This window comes from Streptomyces regalis (assembly GCF_001509475.1).
In the GTDB taxonomy this organism is placed as follows: domain Bacteria; phylum Actinomycetota; class Actinomycetes; order Streptomycetales; family Streptomycetaceae; genus Streptomyces; species Streptomyces regalis.
This window is the reverse complement of the sequence record NZ_LLZG01000003.1, coordinates 18,120-35,935: the sequence shown is the minus strand read 5'-3', so window position 1 is coordinate 35,935 and position 17,816 is coordinate 18,120. Positions and strand designations below refer to the sequence as shown.

The following is a 17,816-nucleotide window of genomic DNA, read 5'->3' as shown; positions in this document are numbered from 1 at the left end:
CGGGCGCTTCCCGCTCAGCGCGTAGGACACGGTGCTCCGCGAGACACCGGCCCGCCGGGCGATCTCACCGATGTTCACGGGAACTCCTTGCTCGAACCGCAGGTCCGCTCCGAGAGGGGCAGGGGCCGCGGGCCGGGTGGGGCTGGGACTGACGACGAGGCCGCATCCGGTCATCGAACCGGTTCGCGTGAAGTGAAGGTAGGAACGATCCAGACGGCTGTCAATACTCCGCGCAGCAGTTCCAGAAACAGCCCCGTAACCTTGGACGCCCCCTATGCAGCCGTTGTGTCACGGGGGTTGCCGACTGGCTGCGCACAGCGCCACCATAAAGCGAACCGGTTCGACGAAGCGCACACTCCGACCGCCCGCAGGAGGCAAGTTGCCTGGATCCGTGTGGGCCAACAGCGGGGTGCGGAGGGCGCGTTGTGCGGGACGGTTGAGGGAGGCTGCCGCCTTTGGGCAGGCGATGACGGCTGCCGCCGACGCGAGGATCCGCGGTATCCCCCCGTGCTGCAGAGACCTCCGCCTCAACTTCCTTGCCTACGTGGAGAATCCACCGGCGATGTCGGCCAACTCCGACGACATCGGGGAGGTACCGAGCGAGGTCGCCGACGTCTGCAGTGGACGCGGCGAAAGACAGGGGTGACCGGCGCATTGCCGGCCACCCCTGTCTTTCCATCGGGTCAATAAGGTCAGTTGATGCGGACGATCTTCCAGAGCTGGTCGTCGACGTTGAGGCTGTTCCACTGGACGATGGCTGCGCCGTCGGTGGTGGAGGACTGGGCGACGCCGGCGACGAGGGTGCTGTTGACGTTGCGGAGCCGGTAGTAGCCGTTGCCCGCGTCGATGAGGGTCCACTTCTGGGAGTGAGCACTCAACGCCGCCTTCGCCTGCCCGGCACCGCCTACGGCGGCGACTACAACCCCGAGCAGTGGCCCGAGGAAGTCTGGGCCGAGGACATGCGTCTGATGCGCGAGGCCGGGGTGACCATGGTCAGCGTCGGCATCTTCTCCTGGGCACTGCTGGAGCCCGCTGAGGGCGAGTACGACTTCTCCCGCATGGACCGGTTGCTGGACCTGCTGCACGAGAACGGCATCGCCGCCGACCTCGCCACCCCGAGCCGCGCCACCCGCCTGGTTCTTCCGGGCTCACCCGGAGGCCCTGCCCGTCGACCGCGACGGCCGCACGCTCTCGTACGGCAGCCGCCAGACGTTCTGCCCGTCCAGCCCGGCCTACCGCACCGCCGCCCTGCGCATCACGCGCGCCCTGGCCGACCGCTACGCCCACCACCCGGCCGTCGCCATGTGGCACATCCACAACGAATACGGCTGCCACAACGCGGCCTGCTACTGCGACGTCAGCGCCGCCGCCTTCCGCACCTGGCTGCGCCGCCGCCACAGCGACGACCTGAAGGCCCTCAACCACGCCTGGGGCACCACCTTCTGGAGCCAGTGGTACTACGACTGGGACGAGATCATCCCGCCCCGCGCCACCGGCGCCGACCCCAACCCGGCCCATGAGCTGGACTGGCGACGCTTCTGCTCCGACGAGTTGCTGTCGCTGTACACGGCGGAACGCGACGTCCTGCGCGAGGTGCCCCCGGCGATCCCCGCCACCACCAACTTCATGGTGAACTTCAACATCGACGCACTGGACTACTGGCGCTGGGCCCCCGAGTTGGACATCGTCTCCAACGACCACTACCTGCGTTCCACCGACCCGGAGTCGGAGATCGACGTCGCTCTCTGCGGCGACCTGGTGCGCTCCATGGCCGGCGGACCGTGGCTGCTGATGGAACACTCCACAGGGGCCGTCAACTGGCAGCCCGTCAACCGCGCCAAGGGGGCCGGCGAGATGCGCCGCAACGCCCTCGCCCACGTTGCACACGGCGCGGACGGCATCGCCTTCTTCCAGTGGCGTGCTGCCAAGGCGGGCGCCGAACAGTGGCACTCGGCGATGCTTCCGCATGCCGGTACCGACAGCCAGATCTGGCGGGACGTCGTACAACTCGGCGCGGATCTCAAGGCTCTGGCCGCAGTGCGGGGCAGCACTGCGACCGCCCAGGTCGCGATGGTGTGGGACTGGAACGCCCGCTGGGCCCTGGAACTGCCTTCCCAGCCCAGCGGCGAGCTGCGCTTCCAGGAGCTCGTACGGGACTGGTACCGGCCGCTGTGGCAGGCCGGCGTGGCCGTGGACTTCGTACGCCCCGGCGACGATCTGTCCTCGTACCGCCTGGTGCTGGCACCCAGCCTCTATCCGGTCGACGACGAGGGCGCGAAGAACCTGACCGCCTTCGCCGAGCACGGCGGCACGCTGGCGGTCGGCTTCCACAGCGGCGCGGTCGACGAGCACTGCCACATCCGGCTGGGCGGCTACCCGGGGGGCCTTCCGGGACGTCCTCGGCGTGCACACCGACGAACTCTTCCCCCCGTTGTCCGGCGAGACGCTCCCCCTCACCGGAGCGGTCCCCCAGGGTGCCACCGCCGCCCTATGGTCCGAGCGCGTCCGGCTCGCAGGCGCCGAACCCGTCGCCCACTACGGCAACGGGCCGCTGAAGGACATACCGGCCGTCACCCGGAACACCCCCGGCGACGGAACCGCCTGGTATGTCGCCACTCGCCCCGACCCCGCGACCCTCTCCGCACTGTTGGCCCGAATCTGCGACGAGGCCGGCGTGCAACCAGTCCTTGCCACCCCGCCGCGCGGCGTCGAAGCCGTCCGACGCAGTGGCACTGACGCCGACTACCTGTTCCTGATCGACCACAGCGGAAACGGTGCCCAAGTCCCCGCCGAAGGCGTCGAACTCCTCACCGGCGAGACCGTCAGCGGCTCGGTCACCGTTCCCGCAGGGGGTGTCGCGGTCGTGCGCGAGGCGCACTGACAGGTGCCGGTTGAGACGGGGTCAACGGGACAGCTGCCCTTTCGAACTCGGCCCAACCGTCGCGCTCTTCCTACCTTGCCGGCCAGACCAGTGCCTGAGCCACGATGACGTTTGCACCATTGAAAGTGACGGCGGGGCCTCCGTGCAGTTCGTAGCCAAGGCCGATTGCCTCGCTCACACGTCGGCAGAACGTCTCGTCATCTGGGCCGGTCAAGACTCGATAGGTGGGCAATCCATCTGGTGGTGTGCTCATGGGGGCAAGGATTTCAGACTCACTCCGATCGGCTGTGGGTGGCCATCGGTAGTCAGCGGAATCTGATCGATACGGCGGCCTTCAGTCGAGCTGCTCGGCCAGTCCGAACAGCCGCTCGGCCGCAGCTCACCGGCCAAGAGGAACCAGCAGGCCGTCGAGCTCCCGGCCCACGGCCGACGCGCTCTGGGTTCGGTGAGACAGGAGACCGCCGACCAGGGCGGGCAGTCCCCTTCGGCATCGGCTCCGGGGCTGGTCACGGTTGGTCGGGCGCCGTCAGGTCGTCCACCAGCTGTCCCAGGGCCGACTTCGGGACGTTTCCGCTCGACCCACTGTCCGACTGCCCCCAGACCGGGCTCGAGTCTGTGGAATCTGAGCCTTTGGTGTCGTTGACCCCCTGGAAGATGCCGAAGTCAATGGGCCCGTCGTCTGCTGAGGCGGGGATGGCGGCGGTGAGGAGAGCCGCACCGGCGAGCGCGGCGGCAGCGATGATCTTCATGCCTGGTTCAACGATGAGGCCGGCGTCAGGATGTCCTGTTCTGCGCCTTTGGCGGAGCGTTGAGTTCGATGGCACGGCTGTGCTCTCTCCGGTCGCGTCGGCGCCTCCGACACAACCCGCCAAGGACGACTACCGCGGTGCCGCAACCCGCGGTAGTCGTGCAACAGCACACTCCGGCTCAGGACAGCACGCGGTAGGTCACGTGCGTGACCGTGCTCGCTGACCGCGACTTCACCTGCTCCAGTTTCAGCGGCGGGACACCCTCGAACAGCCGCGTGCCGGCGCCGAGTGTGAGCGGCACGATGTGCAGCCGCAGCTCGTCGATCAGGCCGGCGGCGAGGTACTGGTTGATGGTGGTCGCGCCGCCCTGGATCGCGACATCGCCGTCGCCGGCCGCCGCGCGTGCCTGGGCCAGGGCCGACTCGATTCCGTCCGTGACGAAGTAGTACGTCGTGCCGCCGTCCATCGGCTGCGGCTCGCGCGCGTGGTGGGTGAGCACGAACACCGGCGCGTGGTACGGCGGATTGTCGCCCCACCAGCCGTTCCACTGCCGATCCCACTCGCCACGTACGGGGCCGAACATGTTGCGCCCCATGATGAACGCTTTGGCGCCGGCCATCTGGTCGACCTCGGCCCGGTTCTCGTCGCGGGTCTCGAACATCCACGCGTGCAGCTTGTCGCCCCAGCCGTCGCCGCCGTCGTCACCGAAGGGGCGTTCCTCGGTCTGGTTGAGCCCCGCCGAGTACCCGTCGGCCGAGATCGTGATGTCGCAGATCACCCTGCCCGTTCGTCTGGTCATTGCTCTCTCCTCCAAGCATCGGAATGAAACGCCCCGGCATCTCGGCATGGGCCGTGACCCCTGTGACACCCAGTCACTCAGAGGAAGGGCACCTGTGCCACGCCATCGCGCGTTTCGTACGCCGTCTACGCCATGATCGACGAGGTGTACGCCGTCAATGCCTCCTTGCCCGAGCACGAGCGTTCGGCGCCCCGGCTGCTGGCCATGCAGATCGCGTGCGAGGTGTACTGGGTCGGCGGCGGACTCGTCGGCGTCGCCCTCGGCGCGGCTCCGCCGGCTCCCGTCAAGGGCCTGGAGTTCGCCCTGTGCGCCCTGTTCACCGTGCTCACCCTGGACGCGTTCCGCTCCCGCAAGGAGCTGCCGTCCCTGCTGCTGGCGGGCGCGAGCGTCACGGTCGCCCTGATCCTCACTCCGGGCATGGCCATGTTCACCGCACTGCTCCTGTTCGTCGGGCTGCTCCTGGCCCGCCATGCCCTCGCCGCCCGCCGCACGGTCCAGGAGGCCGCCCGTGCCTAGCACCTCGTATCTCATCGCCGTCCTGGCGATCGTCTTCAGCATCACGCTCGCCCTGCGCGCCGTCCCCTTCGCCGTGCTGGGCCGACTGCGGGGGTCGGCGATCGTGCAGCGACTGGCGGTGTGGATGCCGGTCGGCATCCTCGCGATCCTCGCCGTGACCGCACTGCACGGCACGATCACGACCGACGCGCACGGCACCTGGTACGCGCTGCTGGCCGTCGCCGTCACGGCCGGTGTCCACCTGGCCTTCGGCCGTCGCACCATTCTCAGCGTGGGCGCAGGCACGGCCGTGTACGTCGTCCTGCTCAACGCCCTCTGAGCCCCCAAGTGCCCGAACTCCCCGCCGCGTCCCCGAAGCCACTCAACTCCCCGAGGAGAAAGCTGCGTTGAGCCCCGACAGCTACTACGAACCGATCGACGACCACCGCTACAAGCCGACGATCCACGCGGGCGGAGCCTGGAGCACGGACGAGCAGCACTTCAGTCCGCTGGGCGGGCTCGTCGCGCACGCCATCGACCGTCACCGCGCCGCCCGGCCGGACGACGGCCTGGTCCTGTCCCGGATCAGCTACGACATCCTCGGCCGCCTCGCCCTCGACGAGTGCGAGATCGAGGTGGAGACCATCCGGCCCGGGCGGACCATCGAGCTCCTCGAAGCGGTCGTACGGATCGCCGACCGGCCGGTCGTCCGGGCCCGCGCATGGTTCCTGGCCGGCCATGACACCACCGCGGTCGCGGGCGGCTCGGACGACCGCCTCACCTCGCCGGAGTCACTCGCGTCGTGGCCGATGTCCGACGTGTGGCCCGGCGGTTACATAGCCTCCCTGGACGTCCGCCCCGTCGCACCGCCCCGGCCGGGCCGTGCGACCGCCTGGATCTCCACGCCGCTGGATCTGGTCGCGGGTGTTCCCGTCAGCCCCCTCGCGTCGTATCTCGCCCTGGTGGACACGGCCAACGGCATCGCCGTCCGGGAGGCGCCCACCGCGTGGATCTTCCCCAATGTCGACCTGACCGTCCACCTGCACCGCCGGCCACGAGGCATCTGGACGGGACTGGACACCACCGTCACCTTCGGTCCGTCCGGGCAGGGCCTCACCAGCACGGTCCTGCACGACGTCGACGGCCCCGTCGGTCACGCCCAGCAGATCCTGACTGTCCGACCCGTGTCGGGGGCATAGCGGGCTCGGCACCCCTGCGATTCTGCAGGTCCCGCCGAGAGCGCCGATCGGCGTGGGCGTCGGTGGATTCGAGTCCACCGAGCTGCACGCGCCGGCCGGAGCGACTCTGCTGCTGTACACCGACGGCCTGGTCGAGTCCCGTAACTCGGACGTGCTGACCGGGGTGGAGCGACTGCGGACACGGTTGCACGCGGTCGCGTCGGGCTCCGCGCCCCCGGCACTGGAAACGCTGTGCGACGAGGCGCTCGGCACGCTGGGTGCGAGGGAACGGGACGACGACATCGCGCTGCTCGCCGCCCGGTTCGAGGGCATCCTGCCGGAGACCGTGGCGTACTGGTACCTGGCCCCTCGCCCTCAGACCGCGGGACAGGCCCGTCGGCTGACCCGCAGGACACTCCCCCTCTGGGGGCTGGACTCCTCGTGGAGTCCACCGAGCTCCTGGTCAGCGAGGTGGTGGCGAACGCCGTACGCTTCGCCTCCCGACCGATCACGCCACGGCTGCTCTGCACGGACGTCCTGCGCTGCGAGGCCGGCCCGGCTGAGCGACGAGGGCGGCCGAGGGCTGTTCCTGGTCGACCAACTGGCACTGCGCTGGGGAGTGACGCGGGTCAGCACGGGCAAGGTGGTCTGGTTCGAACAGCCGCTGCCCCGCGATGAGGCCCGTGATTGAGGCTCACCGCCGACCGCACCTGCGCCGAGCCGGGCCCGGTGGAAGACCGCGTGAAGGACCGCGTGAAGGACCGCGTGGAGGACCGCGTGGAGGAACACCCCCGCGCACGGGATGCTTGAGGGAGGGCGACCCGCGAGGACGGCCGGGAGGTGATGGCGATGATCGCCGTCAACCCGATGGACAGTGCCTCGGTGCTGGCGGCCTTCGGTGCGCTCGGTGTCCTCGTGGTGATCTTCGCGGAGTCGGGGCTGCTGGTGTTCGGCTTCTTCCTGCCCGGTGACACGCTGCTGTTCCCGGCGGGCGTGCTGTGCGCGGGGACCGCCGAGCAGGCGCCGCGGCTGGTGCTGTGGCAGGTGCTGCTGGGCGCGGCCGTCGGAGCCGTCGTAGGGGGCCAGGTCGGGTTCCTGCTCGGGCGGCACGGCGGGCGGGCCCTGCTGGCGCGCACCTCGAAACCGGGCGTGCGGGAGACGGCGGCACGGGCGGAGCGGCTCCTGGCTCGCTACGGCTACGGCAAGGCCCTGGTGATCGGCCGTTTCATCCCGATGGTGCGGACCGTCCTGCACCCGGCGGCCGGCGCGCTCGGCGTGCCCACACGGACCTTCACCGTGTGGCAGATCGTCGGCGGGCTGCTCTGGACGCAGAGTCTCGTCCTGGCCGGATACGCACTGGGCGCCTCCGTCCCCGACGCCGACGACTTCCTGCTGCCGCTGGTCGCCCTCGTCGTGGTCATCTCCCTGCTGCCCCTCCTCCCCATGCTGACCGAGGCCCGCCGCGCGAGGCGGGACCGCTGACCTCGTTCGACCTGTCGGACATTGTTCGAAACCTCTTGACGTTGCACCACACCCCGTTTGACACTCTCGCAACACGACGTCACACAGCCGAAACGGCAGGGTGCCCAGGCCGAGGCCCCGCCATGCCTCAGCAGGGACTCCACATGCCGTACATCGCACGTGTCCGTGGCCGCGCGAGACGTCTGGCGGGTCAACTCGCCGGACTGACCGCCGCGTCACTGCTCCTGGGACTTGCCGTGCCCACTGTTTCCGCTCTGGCCGCGGACACGGCCGAACCGGCGGAGATCACGGACGGTCTCGCCCTCTGGTACAAGCTCGACGCCACCTCCGGCAGCACCGTGAGTGACGCCTCAGGCCACGGCCGCGACGGCACGGTGGGCGGCGCCGCCGACTGGTCGGGCACCGGCGAAGGGCTCGCCTTCAACGGCTCGGACACCTACGTCAAGGTGCCGGACGACGTCATGAAGGGCATGGACGCGATCACCGTCTCGATGGACGTGCGGATCGACTCCGCGCAGTCCACGCCGTACTTCATCTACGGCTTCGGCAACTCGAGCGGCAGCAGCGGCAACGGCTACCTGTTCGCCACCGGCAACTCCTACCGGACGTCCATCGCGAGCGGGAACTGGTCGACGGAGCAGACCACCAAGCCCGCCGACTCGCACAATCTGACCCGCGCGGTGTGGAAGCACCTCACCTACACCCAGACCGGCAGCACCGGTGTGCTGTACGAGGACGGCGTGGAGGTGGGCCGCAACACCGCGGTCACCATCACCCCGGGTGCCATCGGCGCCGGCACCACCACCGCCAACTACATCGGCAAGTCGGTCTACTCCGGCGACAAGCTCTTCCAGGGCCGTATCCGCGACTTCCGGGTCTACGACCGCGCCCTCGCCGGCTCCGAGGTCGAGCAACTCGCCCTCCCCGTCGCCACGCAGGGCGTCGCCGCCGACAAGGCCGCGCTGAGCCTCGGTGACACCAGCGCCGTCACGGCCGACCTCGACCTGCCGAGGACCGGCACGGCCGGCGGTTCCACGATCAGCTGGGCCAGCGACAACCCGGCCGTCGTGTCCGACTCCGGCGCGGTGACCCGCCCCGCGGCCGGTGAACCGGACGGCCACGCCACGCTCACGGCGACCCTGAAGAAGGGCACGGTGACCGACACCAGGACCTTCGACGTCACGGTCCTGCCGGCCTTCGACGACGGGACCGCCACCGAGCAGGCCGCCGAGGCCCTCACCGTCCACAACCTCGACGACGTCCGTGGCAACCTCACCCTCCCGGCGACCGGTTCCTACGGCACCGACGTCGCCTGGTCCTCCGCGAACCCGGACGTCGTCTCCCCCGACGGCGTGGTCCACCGCCCCGCGCACGGCGACGGGTCCACCACCGTCGAGCTGACCGCCACCGTCACCAAGGGCGAGGCGAAGGCGACCCGCACCTTCACCGCGAAGGTCCCGGAGCTCCCCGCGAGGCAAGCCCTCAAGGGCTACATGTTCAGCTACTTCACCGGCGAGGGCACCGCCGACGGCGAGCAGCTCTACGCCGCCCTCAGCAAGGGCAACGACCCGTTGAAGTGGCGGGAGTTGAACGACGGCAAGCCGGTCCTCACCTCCACGCTCGGCGAGAAGGGCCTGCGCGACCCGTTCATCATCCGCTCCCCGGAGGGCGACAAGTTCTACCAGATCGCCACCGACCTCAGGATCTACGGCAACGGCGACTGGGACGCCTCCCAGCGCACCGGCAGCAAGTCCATCATGGTCTGGGAGTCCACCGACCTCGTCCACTGGACGAACCAGCGCCTGGTCAAGGTCTCCCCGGACAGCGCGGGCAACACCTGGGCGCCGGAAGCGTTCTACGACGCACAGCGCGGTGAGTACGTCGTCTTCTGGGCGTCGAAGCTGTACGACAACGAGGCGCACTCCGGCGACACGTACAACCGCATGATGTTCGCGACCACCCGCGACTTCTACACCTTCAGCGAGCCCAAGGTGTGGATCGACCGCGGCTACTCCGTCATCGACTCCACGGTGATCGCGCACGACGGGACGTACTTCCGCCTCTCCAAGGACGAGCGGAACAACACCTCCTCCACCCCCAACAGCAAGTTCATCTTCGAGGAGAAGAGCGACTCCCTGCTGGACCTGTCCTGGGACGCCGTCGCCGAGGGCATCGGCAAGGGTGCGATGAGCGCGGCCGAGGGGCCGCTGGTGTTCAAGTCGAACACTGAGGACAAGTGGTACGCCTTCCTGGACGAGTTCGGCGGCCGCGGCTACATCCCCTTCGAGACAACCGACCTCGCCTCCGGCACCTGGACCCCGTCCACCGGCTACGACCTGCCGGCCAAGCCCCGCCACGGCACGGTGCTCCCGGTGACGCAGGCCGAGTACGACCGGCTGCTGCGCGCCTACCAGCCGGACCAGTTGGTGGAGAGCGTCGAGGGCGTGACGGTGAAGACGCGGATCGGTGAGGCCCCGGTCCTGCCTGCCACCGTGATCGCCGAGTACGCCGACGGTGTGAAGCGCCCCGTCGCCGTCACCTGGGAGGACGTCCCGGAGTCGAAGTACGCCGAGGCCGGCACCTTCACCGTGACCGGGAGCCTGCCGGACGGCGCCGCGATACCGGTCCTGGCCGAGGTCACCGTCTCGGAGGAAGGCCCGGACGTCCCGGCCGACCTGCTCCTGCAGTACGACTTCGACGAGACCGGCGGCAACATCGCCCGTGACGCCGGCGGACACGGCTACCACGGCACCTACGTCCGTACGCCCGACTTCGGCACCGGCGTCGACGGCGGCTCGTTCAAGATGTCGGGCGGTTCGAGCAGCTCGACCACCTCGCCGTACGTCCGCATCCCGAACGGTGTGCTGAAGAACGCCGACAGCGTGACCGTCTCGACGTACGCCAAGTGGAAGGGCGGCGACAACTTCCAGTGGCTGTTCGGGCTCGGCCCCGACAGCAACAAGTACCTGTTCGCGACGCCCTCCAACGGCGGCTCCAGCCTCTACTCGGCCATCACCAAGGCGAGTTGGTCGGCCGAGTCGAAGCTGACGGCCGGCTCGCAGCTCACGCCCGGCGAGTGGCGGCACGTCACCGTCACCCTCGACGGCGCGACCGGCACGATGGTCCTGTACGTCGACGGCATCCAGGCGGCCCGGGCGACCGGCGTCACCACCAAGCCGTCCGAGCTGTACGACGCGAACAAGGACTACAGCGGCTACATCGGCCGGTCCCTCTACTCGGCCGACCCGTACTTCGGCGGCGAGGTCGACGACTTCCGCATCTACGACCGGGCCCTCACGTCAGCGGAGGTCATGGAGCTCAGCGGCAACACCGCGGGCATCGCCAAGGCGACGGACCCCGCGCTGAAGGTCGACGCCCTCGTGGACAACGGCGGCAGCAGGATCACGCTGCCGATGAAGGAGGGCACCGACCTCACGGCGCTGGCACCGGAGTTCACCCTCGCCCACGGCGCGGCGATCAGCCCCGCCTCCGGCAGCGTGCGGGACTTCAGCAAGCCGGTGACGTACGAGGTCACGGGCTCTGACGGCAAGAAGCGCACCTGGACGGTCTCGGCGCTCATCATGAAGAGCCCGGTGCTGCCGGGGCTCAACGCCGACCCGAACATCGTCCGCTTCGGCGACACCTTCTACCTGTACCCGACCACCGACGGCTTCGAGGGCTGGAGCGGTACGCAGTTCAAGGCGTACTCCTCCACCGACCTGGTCCACTGGAAGGACCACGGCGTCATCCTCGACCTCGGTCCTGACGTCTCCTGGGCGGACAGCAGGGCCTGGGCGCCGACGATCGCCGAGAAGGACGGGAAGTACTACTTCTACTTCTGCGCCGACGCCAACATCGGTGTCGCCGTCTCCGACTCGCCGACCGGCCCCTTCAAGGACGCGCTCGGCGGGCCGCTGCTCAAGGCGGGCCAGTTCAGCGGCCAGATGATCGACCCGGCGGTCTTCACGGACGATGACGGCCAGTCGTACCTGTACTGGGGCAACGGCCACGCCTATGTGGCTCCGCTGAACGACGACATGACCTCCGTCGACACCTCGAAAATGAAGGACATCACGCCCAGCGGCTACAACGAGGGCACCTTCGTCATCAAGCGCAAGGGCACCTACTACTTCATGTGGTCGGAGAACGACACCCGGGACGAGAACTACCGCGTCGCCTACGCCACCGGCCCCTCCCCCACCGGCCCGTGGACCAAGCACGGCGTGATCCTGGAGAAGGACCTCTCCCTCGGTATCAAGGGCCCCGGCCACCACTCGGTGGTCCACGTCCCGAAGACCGACGAGTGGTACATCGCCTACCACCGTTTCGCCGTCCCCGGCGGTGACGGCACCCACCGCGAAACGACCGTCGACAAGCTGGAGTTCGACTCCGAGGGCCTGATCAAGAAGGTCGTCCCGACGCTGACGAGTATCGACCCGATCGTCAACAGGGAGCCGGCGATCGTCTCCACCACCGGCCCGACGTCCCCCGTGCCGGCCGGCCGCAGCATCACCCTCACGGCCGGGTTCCGTGACGCCGACGTCGGCGACACCCACACCTGCCGGATCGACTGGGAGGACGGCACCGAGCCGACGGCCGGCACCGTCGACGGCACGACCTGCCGGGCCGAGCACACCTATACCAAGGCCGGACTCCACCGCCCGGTGATCACGGTCACGGACAACGACGCGGGCTCGGACCGTGCGACACTCCCCGAGCTGATCGTCTACGACCGTGCCGCGGGCCCCGCACTCGGCACCGGCCTGATCACCTCCCCGGCCGGCGCCTACCCGGCCAAGCCGAGCCTGACCGGCAAGGCCGTCTTCTCCTTCGCCGCCGCCTACCCGAAGGGTGCGACGGTCCCCAGTGGCAAGGCGACCTTCGACTTCGCCGCGGCGAAGCTGAAGTTCCGCTCCGCCGGCTCCGACTGGCTGGTGGTCACCGGCTCCAAGGCCGTCTACCAGGGCTCCGGCACGGTGAACGGCAGCGGTGGCTACGTCTTCCGGATCACCGCCACCGACGGTCCGGACACCTTCCGTATCAGGATCTGGAAGAAGTCCACCGATGACGTCGTCTACGACAACGCCACCGGCGCGAAGCCCACGGGTGTCGTGACCGTCGGCAGCGATCGGTCCTAGTCCCTACGTGCCCTGAGCCAGCGCCGCGACCTCGGCCTGGCTCAGGGCCCTGCCGTACACGCGGAAGTCGTCGACCGCCGCTTTCAGATACGGGTCGGCGGAAGATCCGACGGGAGCAGCCGCATGGCGGGCCACCGCAGCGCGGCTGCTCCCGGACGACTCAGCAGAGGCAGGGGTCGGTGCCCCGCCCGAGACCGCCGATGTCGCCGTCCCTCAGGGCCCCGGCGTAGGCCTGCACCTCGTCGACGTCACCGTGCAGGTACTCCCCCCAGCCGTCACCGGCCTTGGCCCGGCCGACCTGCAGGACGCCGGAGCTGTGCCAACCGTCCGGGAGAGCGGCGGTGGCGTCGGCGTTGGTGTGGCCGTCGAGGTAGAGCTTGATCCGGTCGGTCGCGTCGTCGTAGACGACGGCCAGCCGGTGCCCCTGGCCCTCGCCGCCGTCCGCGGCCTCTATCTGCGAGACGACGACCTCGGGTGCCCCGGCCTCGTCCCGCTGCGGCATCACCAGCTGCCAGGCGTGGACCGACGGGTCGTAGCGCACCTTGAAGGCGTCCGTGTGCTCACCGGCCTGCGACAGCACGGTCATCGGAGCGGCCGGTTCGGCGTCGGCGAGGCGGACGACCACGCCGACGGTGAAGCTGTCCGAGGTGTCCACGACGGCGCTCTCGGTGGCCGCGTACCCGGTCTCGCCGTCCAACTGGAGGTGGCCGTCACCGACGAGGGGGTAGGGCACGAACGGGCAGTCCGGATCGAGCTCGGGGAGGCAGGTGCCGTCCGGGCCACGGTGGATCGAGGCGCCCGGGCCGAGGGCCAGCGGCGCCTTGCCGCCCTGCTCGGGGCTCACGCCGTCGGTGGCAGTCTCCAGCGACCAGTGGCCCAGCAACGTCGGCCTGCGGTACGCGAGTTCGGTGATCTCCGCCGGAGCGACCACCCGGTCGTACGCGCGGACGTCGCCGACCTCGCCGTGCCAGCGGTCCCGGTAGCCGTCGCCGTTGCGGGAGCGGCCGATCTGGAAGGCACCGGCGGTCTCGGCGGGCGTCGCCTCGGTCCTCGTGCCGACCTCGTGGCCGTTGACGTAGAGCTGTGCCCGGCCGGTCTCCTTGTCGTACAGGCCCAGCAGGTGGGCCCACTCCCCGGTCTCCGGAGCACCGCCCGTGATGCGGGCGCCGCCGACGGTGAACGACCAGACGGGTCCCTCGTCCCGGGTGCGCAGCCCCAGCTCGAAGGCGGCGGAGCTCCCCGCGTCCTGGCCGGCCACTGCCATGTTCCGGTCCGTCCGCGCGGGCCGCGCCCAGGCGCTGACGGCGAAGGTCCGTCCGGTGTCGACGACGGGCACGTCCGGAGTGAGGAAGGCGTGACTGCTGCCGTCGAGGCCGGCCACAGCGGCCAACTGCGTACCCCGGGGCGCCGTCGCGCCGAAGGCCACGCCGGAACCGGCACGGGCAACCGGCCCGGTCTCGGCCGCCGCGGACGTGGCTCCCGCCGCGTCGGACAGCGTCCAGTGGGCGACCGGGGCCCGGCCCGCCTTGACCCAGATCCCGTAGGTGGTGGACGTACTGCTGCGGCCGGAACGGTCGATCGCGCGGACGCTCAACCGGTCCGGTCCGGACTTCAGCGGCAGGTGACGGATGGTGACAGGGCCGCCGAGCTCGTCGGGGCGGGCCGTCTGCTGCGGTCCGCCGAGGAAGCTGTAGACGTACTCGACGACGTCGTCCGACGGGGAGTCCATGGTGAAGGTGCCGTAGACGCCGACGCCGTCCTGGAGCTGCTCCTCCGGGTAGTCCGGGGAGGTGACGACCGGCTGCTGAGGGCTCGCGTCGTCGTACACGAACTCGCAGACCGCCCCGGCCCCTTCGGAGCTCCAGGCGGAGACCGCGGTGCCGTCGTTCGCGCGCACGTGCCAGGAGACGACGGTGTTCGCCGGGATGTCCTGCGGCATGCGCCATTGCTGGCTCGTGCCGGACAGCGTCGCGCTCGTGGTGTACGTACGGCGCTGCTCGGCCCCGTCGGAATCCGTCCACCATGCCTCGAACTCGCCGCTGACCAGGTTGGCCTCGGCCGGCTGGTTGTCCTCCTCCGGGTCGTACAGCACGGCCCGCAGCGTCGGCGGCTCCCCGACATACGCCTTCTGTTCCCCCGTGGCGCACGCCTTGGTGATGGTCCGCAGATCCTGGACCAGCGGCTGACGCGGCGGCAGGTTCTCGGCGGCGTGGGCGACGCCGGGCGCGGTCAGGACCGCGGCGGTGACGAGGCAGCCCACCGCAAGACGGCCGGGTCTGTGCCGACTTCCACTGCTTCTGGCGCTGTTCACGTTTCTCCTCCCCTGGTGGACCCGTGGATCACACGGGCCGCAGGAGGCTAACAGCGCCCACTGACATGACCAGAACCGTTTTCCCTTCACGGTTCCCTTCGAGCATGCAGACCGACTGGTTCCAGCCCCTCCGACCCCCTGAAACCGCTCTGAAGCCGCGCCGAAAGCGGCCCCCCGCACGCTCTGGGGCATGAACTCACCACGGCAGCGCACCGGTCAGACACCCCCGGCCATCGAGGCCGCAGGCCTGCGCAAGGCGTACGGCACGAAGGTCGTCCTCGACGGCATCGACCTGCAGGTGCCGCGCAGCACGGTCTTCTCGCTGCTCGGCCCGAACGGCGCCGGCAAGACCACCACCGTCCAGATCCTCTCCACCCTGATCCGTGCCGACGGCGGCACCGCCCGTATCACCGGGCACGACGTGGCCGCCGAGCCGCAGTGCGTGCGCGCCGCGATCGGGGTCACCCGGCCAGTTCTCCGCCGTCGACAACCTGATCAGCGGCGAGGAGAACATGGCGCTGATGGCGGACCTGCACCACCTGGACCGCCGCGAGGGCAGGCGCGTCACCGCCGAGCTCTTCGAGGAACTTCTGGTACGGCGGCCCACGGCACCGAAGTTGGCCGTGGACCGCGCCGACGTCCGCTTCGGACACTGGCCCGGCGACGGCTTCCACCTGCTGAGCCTGCCCGTCAGGCTGTGAGCCTGTCCCCCACCAGGGCAAGCGCGGCATCGCGCAGCGCCTTGTCGGCGTTCTCGGCGTCCTCGCGGGCGCGGGCCGAGGACATCGTGGGCTGGAAGTTGCGCAGGTACCTGAACCTCTGGGCGAGCGCGATCAGCCGTACGCCACCCGCCTGCCCGTTCGCCAGATCAGCCGTTCCGAGCGCGAGCAGCAGCGCACCGCGCAGCGGGAAGTACGCCTGCCGGACGGCCGGCGGGCGGTTCAGCAGGTTCGTGAGGCGGTCGGGGAAGGCGGCGGGAAGGTGTGCGACGAAGGCCGTTCGGCCGTACCTGGCGCGTGCGGTCGCGGCGACGGCCTGGAGCTCCGGCCCCCAGGCCTCCATCACCGGTTCACCGCCGGGCACCGGGTTCGTGATGTGCGCCAGCCGGTCCAGGGCCCGGCGCCACAGACCCAGTCCCGTCTCGATGTCGCCCCGCGCCAGCGCGATCTCGGCGCGGGCGCCCAAGTCGGGGGTGAACGGGTCCGACGCGGCACTCTCGGGCTGGTGCCGCAGCGCCTGCTCCAGCCAGTGTTCGGCCTCGTCGAGGTCCCCGGCCTGCAGACAGGCCAGCATGATCCCCCAGCGCAGGCCGATCGAGTCGGCCCACGCGCCGTACTCCTCGAGGGCTTCGAGCGCGGCCTTCATGGGCCCGATCGCCTCCGCACCGAGCTCCCTCTGCAGACACAGTTCGGCGAACCGGGCCCCCGGCCAGATCCGGAGCACCGGGATGGCCTGGTCGCCGACCGCGTCGAGCATCCGGCGGGCGGCCATGGCGGCCCGGTCGGGTTGCCCGTCGTGCTCCCACACATAGCTGGCGGCACCGTTGGCGATGCCCGCGAGCAGCGGTTCGTCGCTGTCGCACAGCGCGTCGAGGGTGCCGCGGCCGCCGGGTGTGAGCACCTCGGGCAGGGCGCTCAGCACCGTCGCCACGGCACGGACCAGGGTGTCCGGCGGGCGGGCGGCAGGCGGCGCAGCGCGACGAGGGTGCGCGGCGCGCCGGGGCCGAGGCCGAGGAAGGAGTTGGCGGTCAGCAGGGCGGCCGCGGTGCGGGTCGGTGCGACGTACTCGGGGCCGGGCCGGTAGTGGGAGAGCAGCGACGCGGTGTCCTCGGTGAGGGCGATCAGCCGGGCGTAGTTGGTACCGGCCTCGGTGGAGCACAGGCTGCCCAGCACGCTGTGACCGCGGCGACGGTGTCGCTGTCCGCGTGGTCGAGCGCGAGCCGCAGGGCGTGCACGAGGTTGTCCTGTTCGGCGCGGATCAGGTGCCCGGATGCGAACGAGTTGGCGCCGAAGGGCGCGTCGTGGTGGGCCACCCCGAAGTCCCGTGCCCAGCAAAAGAATCGCGCGGTGACCGCCTCGTCCTCACCGGCCCGCTCCCGATGCGCGGCCGCGAACTCCCGTACGGTCTCCAGCATCCGGAAGCGGGTGCCGTGCGGGGTGTCGGTCACCTTGAGCAGGGACTGGTCGACGAGGTCCTCGACGACCTCCAAGGCGTCGAGGTCGTCTATGAGTTGTTCCGCTGCCTCGGCGGTTCCCGCCGACCTGAGCGGGCCAGCGACAGCGCCCGCAGTCGCGTCAAAACCCGGTGCGAGGCGGCGAGTTCGAGGCGCAGCGCCGCCACGGATCGTCGAGGAGCCCTCCCTCCGCCGGGGCGCCGTCCCACAGCGCCAGCCCCTCCTCGGTCTCGGCGACCGCGCCGTGATGGTCGCCGGCCCGGGCCTTCTCCGTGGCCGCGGCGGCGTGCAGCTGGACGGCCCAGGCGTCGACCTCGTCCTCGCGCAGGGCGATGCGGTAGCCGATGGGGGTGCTCGCGATGACCTCGCCGCCCAGCAGCGAGCGGGCCCGCGAGACCAGGATCTGCAGTGCCTTGGTCGGGTTCTCCGGCTGCTCGTCCGGCCACAGCCCGGCCACGAGCCGCCCCGTGCCGCATCCCGCCCGCGGCTCCCCGGCCAGCAACGCGAGCAGGGCGCGCAGGCGGGGCGCGGTGATCTCCTTGCCCCGGTGGGAGACGGACGTCAGCAGCGTCAACTCGATGGTCACCCGAGCAGATTAGTCAGAACGGGT

Annotated in this window: 18 protein-coding genes and 4 pseudogenes; 11 read left to right on the top strand and 11 right to left on the bottom strand. The window is 70.3% G+C overall.

Annotation, left to right across the window (positions count from 1 at the left end):
- A partial coding sequence (locus ADL12_RS49500) for a LacI family DNA-binding transcriptional regulator (RefSeq protein ID WP_159053056.1) occupies nt 1-78 on the bottom strand: 78 nt, incomplete at its 3' end.
- A 614-nt stretch (nt 79-692) separates the two neighbouring features.
- Nucleotides 693-1,085 carry an RICIN domain-containing protein gene (locus tag ADL12_RS57985; protein WP_341846332.1) on the bottom strand — a complete coding sequence of 131 codons (393 nt, stop codon included), beginning with the start codon at nt 1,083-1,085 and terminating at the stop codon, nt 693-695.
- Here ADL12_RS57985 and ADL12_RS02220 point away from each other — a divergent pair.
- From ADL12_RS02220 to ADL12_RS58280, 3 genes and pseudogenes are all read left to right on the top strand, one after another.
- Nucleotides 969-2,328, top strand: a pseudogene (locus ADL12_RS02220) (beta-galactosidase); the annotation flags it as partial. The gene ADL12_RS57985 and the pseudogene ADL12_RS02220 sit on opposite strands and share 117 nt — an antisense overlap.
- A 76-nt stretch (nt 2,329-2,404) precedes the next feature.
- Nucleotides 2,405-2,617 (top strand): annotated as a pseudogene (locus tag ADL12_RS58285) (beta-galactosidase trimerization domain-containing protein); the annotation flags it as partial.
- A 57-nt stretch (nt 2,618-2,674) separates the two neighbouring features.
- A complete protein-coding gene (locus ADL12_RS58280; protein WP_425265058.1) occupies nt 2,675-2,881 on the top strand; it encodes a Beta-galactosidase C-terminal domain in 207 nt (68 codons plus the stop codon).
- A 70-nt stretch (nt 2,882-2,951) separates the two neighbouring features.
- Here ADL12_RS58280 and ADL12_RS49495 read toward each other — a convergent pair whose 3' ends face one another.
- The 3 genes from ADL12_RS49495 to ADL12_RS02210 all read right to left on the bottom strand — a co-directional run bounded on the left by ADL12_RS49495 (nt 2,952) and on the right by ADL12_RS02210 (nt 4,429).
- Entirely contained in the window at nt 2,952-3,134 is a 183-nt protein-coding gene (locus ADL12_RS49495; protein ID WP_079051799.1) for a DUF1737 domain-containing protein, read from the bottom strand.
- Between the two features lie 253 nt (nt 3,135-3,387).
- Nucleotides 3,388-3,630, bottom strand: a complete 243-nt coding sequence (locus tag ADL12_RS02215; protein ID WP_062697849.1) for a hypothetical protein — start codon at nt 3,628-3,630, stop codon at nt 3,388-3,390.
- A 178-nt stretch (nt 3,631-3,808) separates the two neighbouring features.
- Nucleotides 3,809-4,429: a dihydrofolate reductase family protein gene (locus ADL12_RS02210; RefSeq protein WP_062697847.1), complete on the bottom strand. Its 621-nt coding sequence runs from the start codon at nt 4,427-4,429 to the stop codon at nt 3,809-3,811.
- A 132-nt stretch (nt 4,430-4,561) separates the two neighbouring features.
- Between ADL12_RS02210 and ADL12_RS02205 the strand changes: the two genes are divergently transcribed.
- The 7 genes and pseudogenes from ADL12_RS02205 (at nt 4,562) to ADL12_RS02180 (ending at nt 12,722) form a co-directional block, all read left to right on the top strand.
- A complete protein-coding gene (locus ADL12_RS02205; RefSeq protein WP_244187739.1) occupies nt 4,562-4,945 on the top strand; it encodes a hypothetical protein in 384 nt (127 codons plus the stop codon).
- Nucleotides 4,938-5,264 carry a branched-chain amino acid transporter permease gene (locus tag ADL12_RS02200; protein WP_062697845.1) on the top strand — a complete coding sequence of 109 codons (327 nt, stop codon included), beginning with the start codon at nt 4,938-4,940 and terminating at the stop codon, nt 5,262-5,264. Before ADL12_RS02205 ends, ADL12_RS02200 begins: the two co-directional genes overlap by 8 nt.
- 67 nt (nt 5,265-5,331) lie before the next feature.
- Nucleotides 5,332-6,123, top strand: a complete 792-nt coding sequence (locus ADL12_RS02195; protein WP_062697843.1) for a thioesterase family protein — start codon at nt 5,332-5,334, stop codon at nt 6,121-6,123.
- 7 nt (nt 6,124-6,130) lie between these two features.
- Nucleotides 6,131-6,793: pseudogene (locus ADL12_RS02190) on the top strand (SpoIIE family protein phosphatase); the annotation flags it as partial.
- Nucleotides 6,790-6,912 carry a hypothetical protein gene (locus tag ADL12_RS57595; RefSeq protein WP_279617121.1) on the top strand — a complete coding sequence of 41 codons (123 nt, stop codon included), beginning with the start codon at nt 6,790-6,792 and terminating at the stop codon, nt 6,910-6,912. The pseudogene ADL12_RS02190 and the gene ADL12_RS57595, both read left to right, overlap by 4 nt.
- A gap of 39 nt (nt 6,913-6,951) precedes the next feature.
- Nucleotides 6,952-7,584 carry a DedA family protein gene (locus ADL12_RS02185; protein WP_062697859.1) on the top strand — a complete coding sequence of 211 codons (633 nt, stop codon included), beginning with the start codon at nt 6,952-6,954 and terminating at the stop codon, nt 7,582-7,584.
- A 143-nt stretch (nt 7,585-7,727) separates the two neighbouring features.
- Entirely contained in the window at nt 7,728-12,722 is a 4,995-nt protein-coding gene (locus ADL12_RS02180; RefSeq protein ID WP_062697857.1) for a family 43 glycosylhydrolase, read from the top strand.
- 3 nt (nt 12,723-12,725) lie between these two features.
- Here ADL12_RS02180 and ADL12_RS55955 read toward each other — a convergent pair whose 3' ends face one another.
- Both ADL12_RS55955 and ADL12_RS02175 read right to left on the bottom strand, forming a co-directional pair.
- Complete coding sequence (locus ADL12_RS55955; RefSeq protein WP_244187738.1) at nt 12,726-12,857, bottom strand: LamG domain-containing protein; 132 nt, start codon at nt 12,855-12,857, stop codon at nt 12,726-12,728.
- Nucleotides 12,858-12,882: 25 nt separating this feature from the next.
- Complete coding sequence (locus ADL12_RS02175) at nt 12,883-14,451, bottom strand: LamG domain-containing protein (protein ID WP_244187740.1); 1,569 nt, start codon at nt 14,449-14,451, stop codon at nt 12,883-12,885.
- A gap of 772 nt (nt 14,452-15,223) precedes the next feature.
- Here ADL12_RS02175 and ADL12_RS02170 point away from each other — a divergent pair.
- Nucleotides 15,224-15,617 (top strand): annotated as a pseudogene (locus ADL12_RS02170) (ATP-binding cassette domain-containing protein); the annotation flags it as partial.
- Between the two features lie 106 nt (nt 15,618-15,723).
- Here the strand turns inward: ADL12_RS02170 and ADL12_RS52335 are convergent.
- The 4 genes from ADL12_RS52335 to ADL12_RS52320 all read right to left on the bottom strand — a co-directional run bounded on the left by ADL12_RS52335 (nt 15,724) and on the right by ADL12_RS52320 (nt 17,792).
- Nucleotides 15,724-16,683, bottom strand: a complete 960-nt coding sequence (locus ADL12_RS52335) for a tetratricopeptide repeat protein (RefSeq protein WP_062697838.1) — start codon at nt 16,681-16,683, stop codon at nt 15,724-15,726.
- Nucleotides 16,668-16,925, bottom strand: a complete 258-nt coding sequence (locus tag ADL12_RS52330) for a hypothetical protein (protein WP_062697836.1) — start codon at nt 16,923-16,925, stop codon at nt 16,668-16,670. Before ADL12_RS52330 ends, ADL12_RS52335 begins: the two co-directional genes overlap by 16 nt.
- Entirely contained in the window at nt 16,874-17,242 is a 369-nt protein-coding gene (locus tag ADL12_RS52325; protein WP_062697834.1) for a hypothetical protein, read from the bottom strand. The genes ADL12_RS52330 and ADL12_RS52325 overlap by 52 nt, the downstream gene beginning before the upstream one ends.
- 85 nt (nt 17,243-17,327) lie before the next feature.
- On the bottom strand, nt 17,328-17,792 hold the full coding sequence (locus tag ADL12_RS52320; protein ID WP_062697832.1) for an AfsR/SARP family transcriptional regulator: 465 nt from the start codon (nt 17,790-17,792) through the stop codon (nt 17,328-17,330).
- Nucleotides 17,793-17,816 lie beyond the last annotated feature (24 nt).

What these genes read in the sequence shown, in the direction of transcription:
- ADL12_RS02210 (WP_062697847.1), bottom strand. Translation starts at nt 4,429, where the DNA reads ATGACCAGACGAACGGGCAGGGTGATCTGCGACATCACGATCTCGGCC.
- ADL12_RS02205 (WP_244187739.1), top strand. Translation starts at nt 4,562, where the DNA reads ATGATCGACGAGGTGTACGCCGTCAATGCCTCCTTGCCCGAGCACGAG.
- ADL12_RS02180 (WP_062697857.1), top strand. Translation starts at nt 7,728, where the DNA reads ATGCCGTACATCGCACGTGTCCGTGGCCGCGCGAGACGTCTGGCGGGT.
- ADL12_RS02175 (WP_244187740.1), bottom strand. Translation starts at nt 14,451, where the DNA reads ATGGACTCCCCGTCGGACGACGTCGTCGAGTACGTCTACAGCTTCCTC.
- ADL12_RS02185 (WP_062697859.1), top strand. Translation starts at nt 6,952, where the DNA reads ATGATCGCCGTCAACCCGATGGACAGTGCCTCGGTGCTGGCGGCCTTC.
- ADL12_RS02215 (WP_062697849.1), bottom strand. Translation starts at nt 3,630, where the DNA reads ATGAAGATCATCGCTGCCGCCGCGCTCGCCGGTGCGGCTCTCCTCACC.
- ADL12_RS49495 (WP_079051799.1), bottom strand. Translation starts at nt 3,134, where the DNA reads ATGAGCACACCACCAGATGGATTGCCCACCTATCGAGTCTTGACCGGC.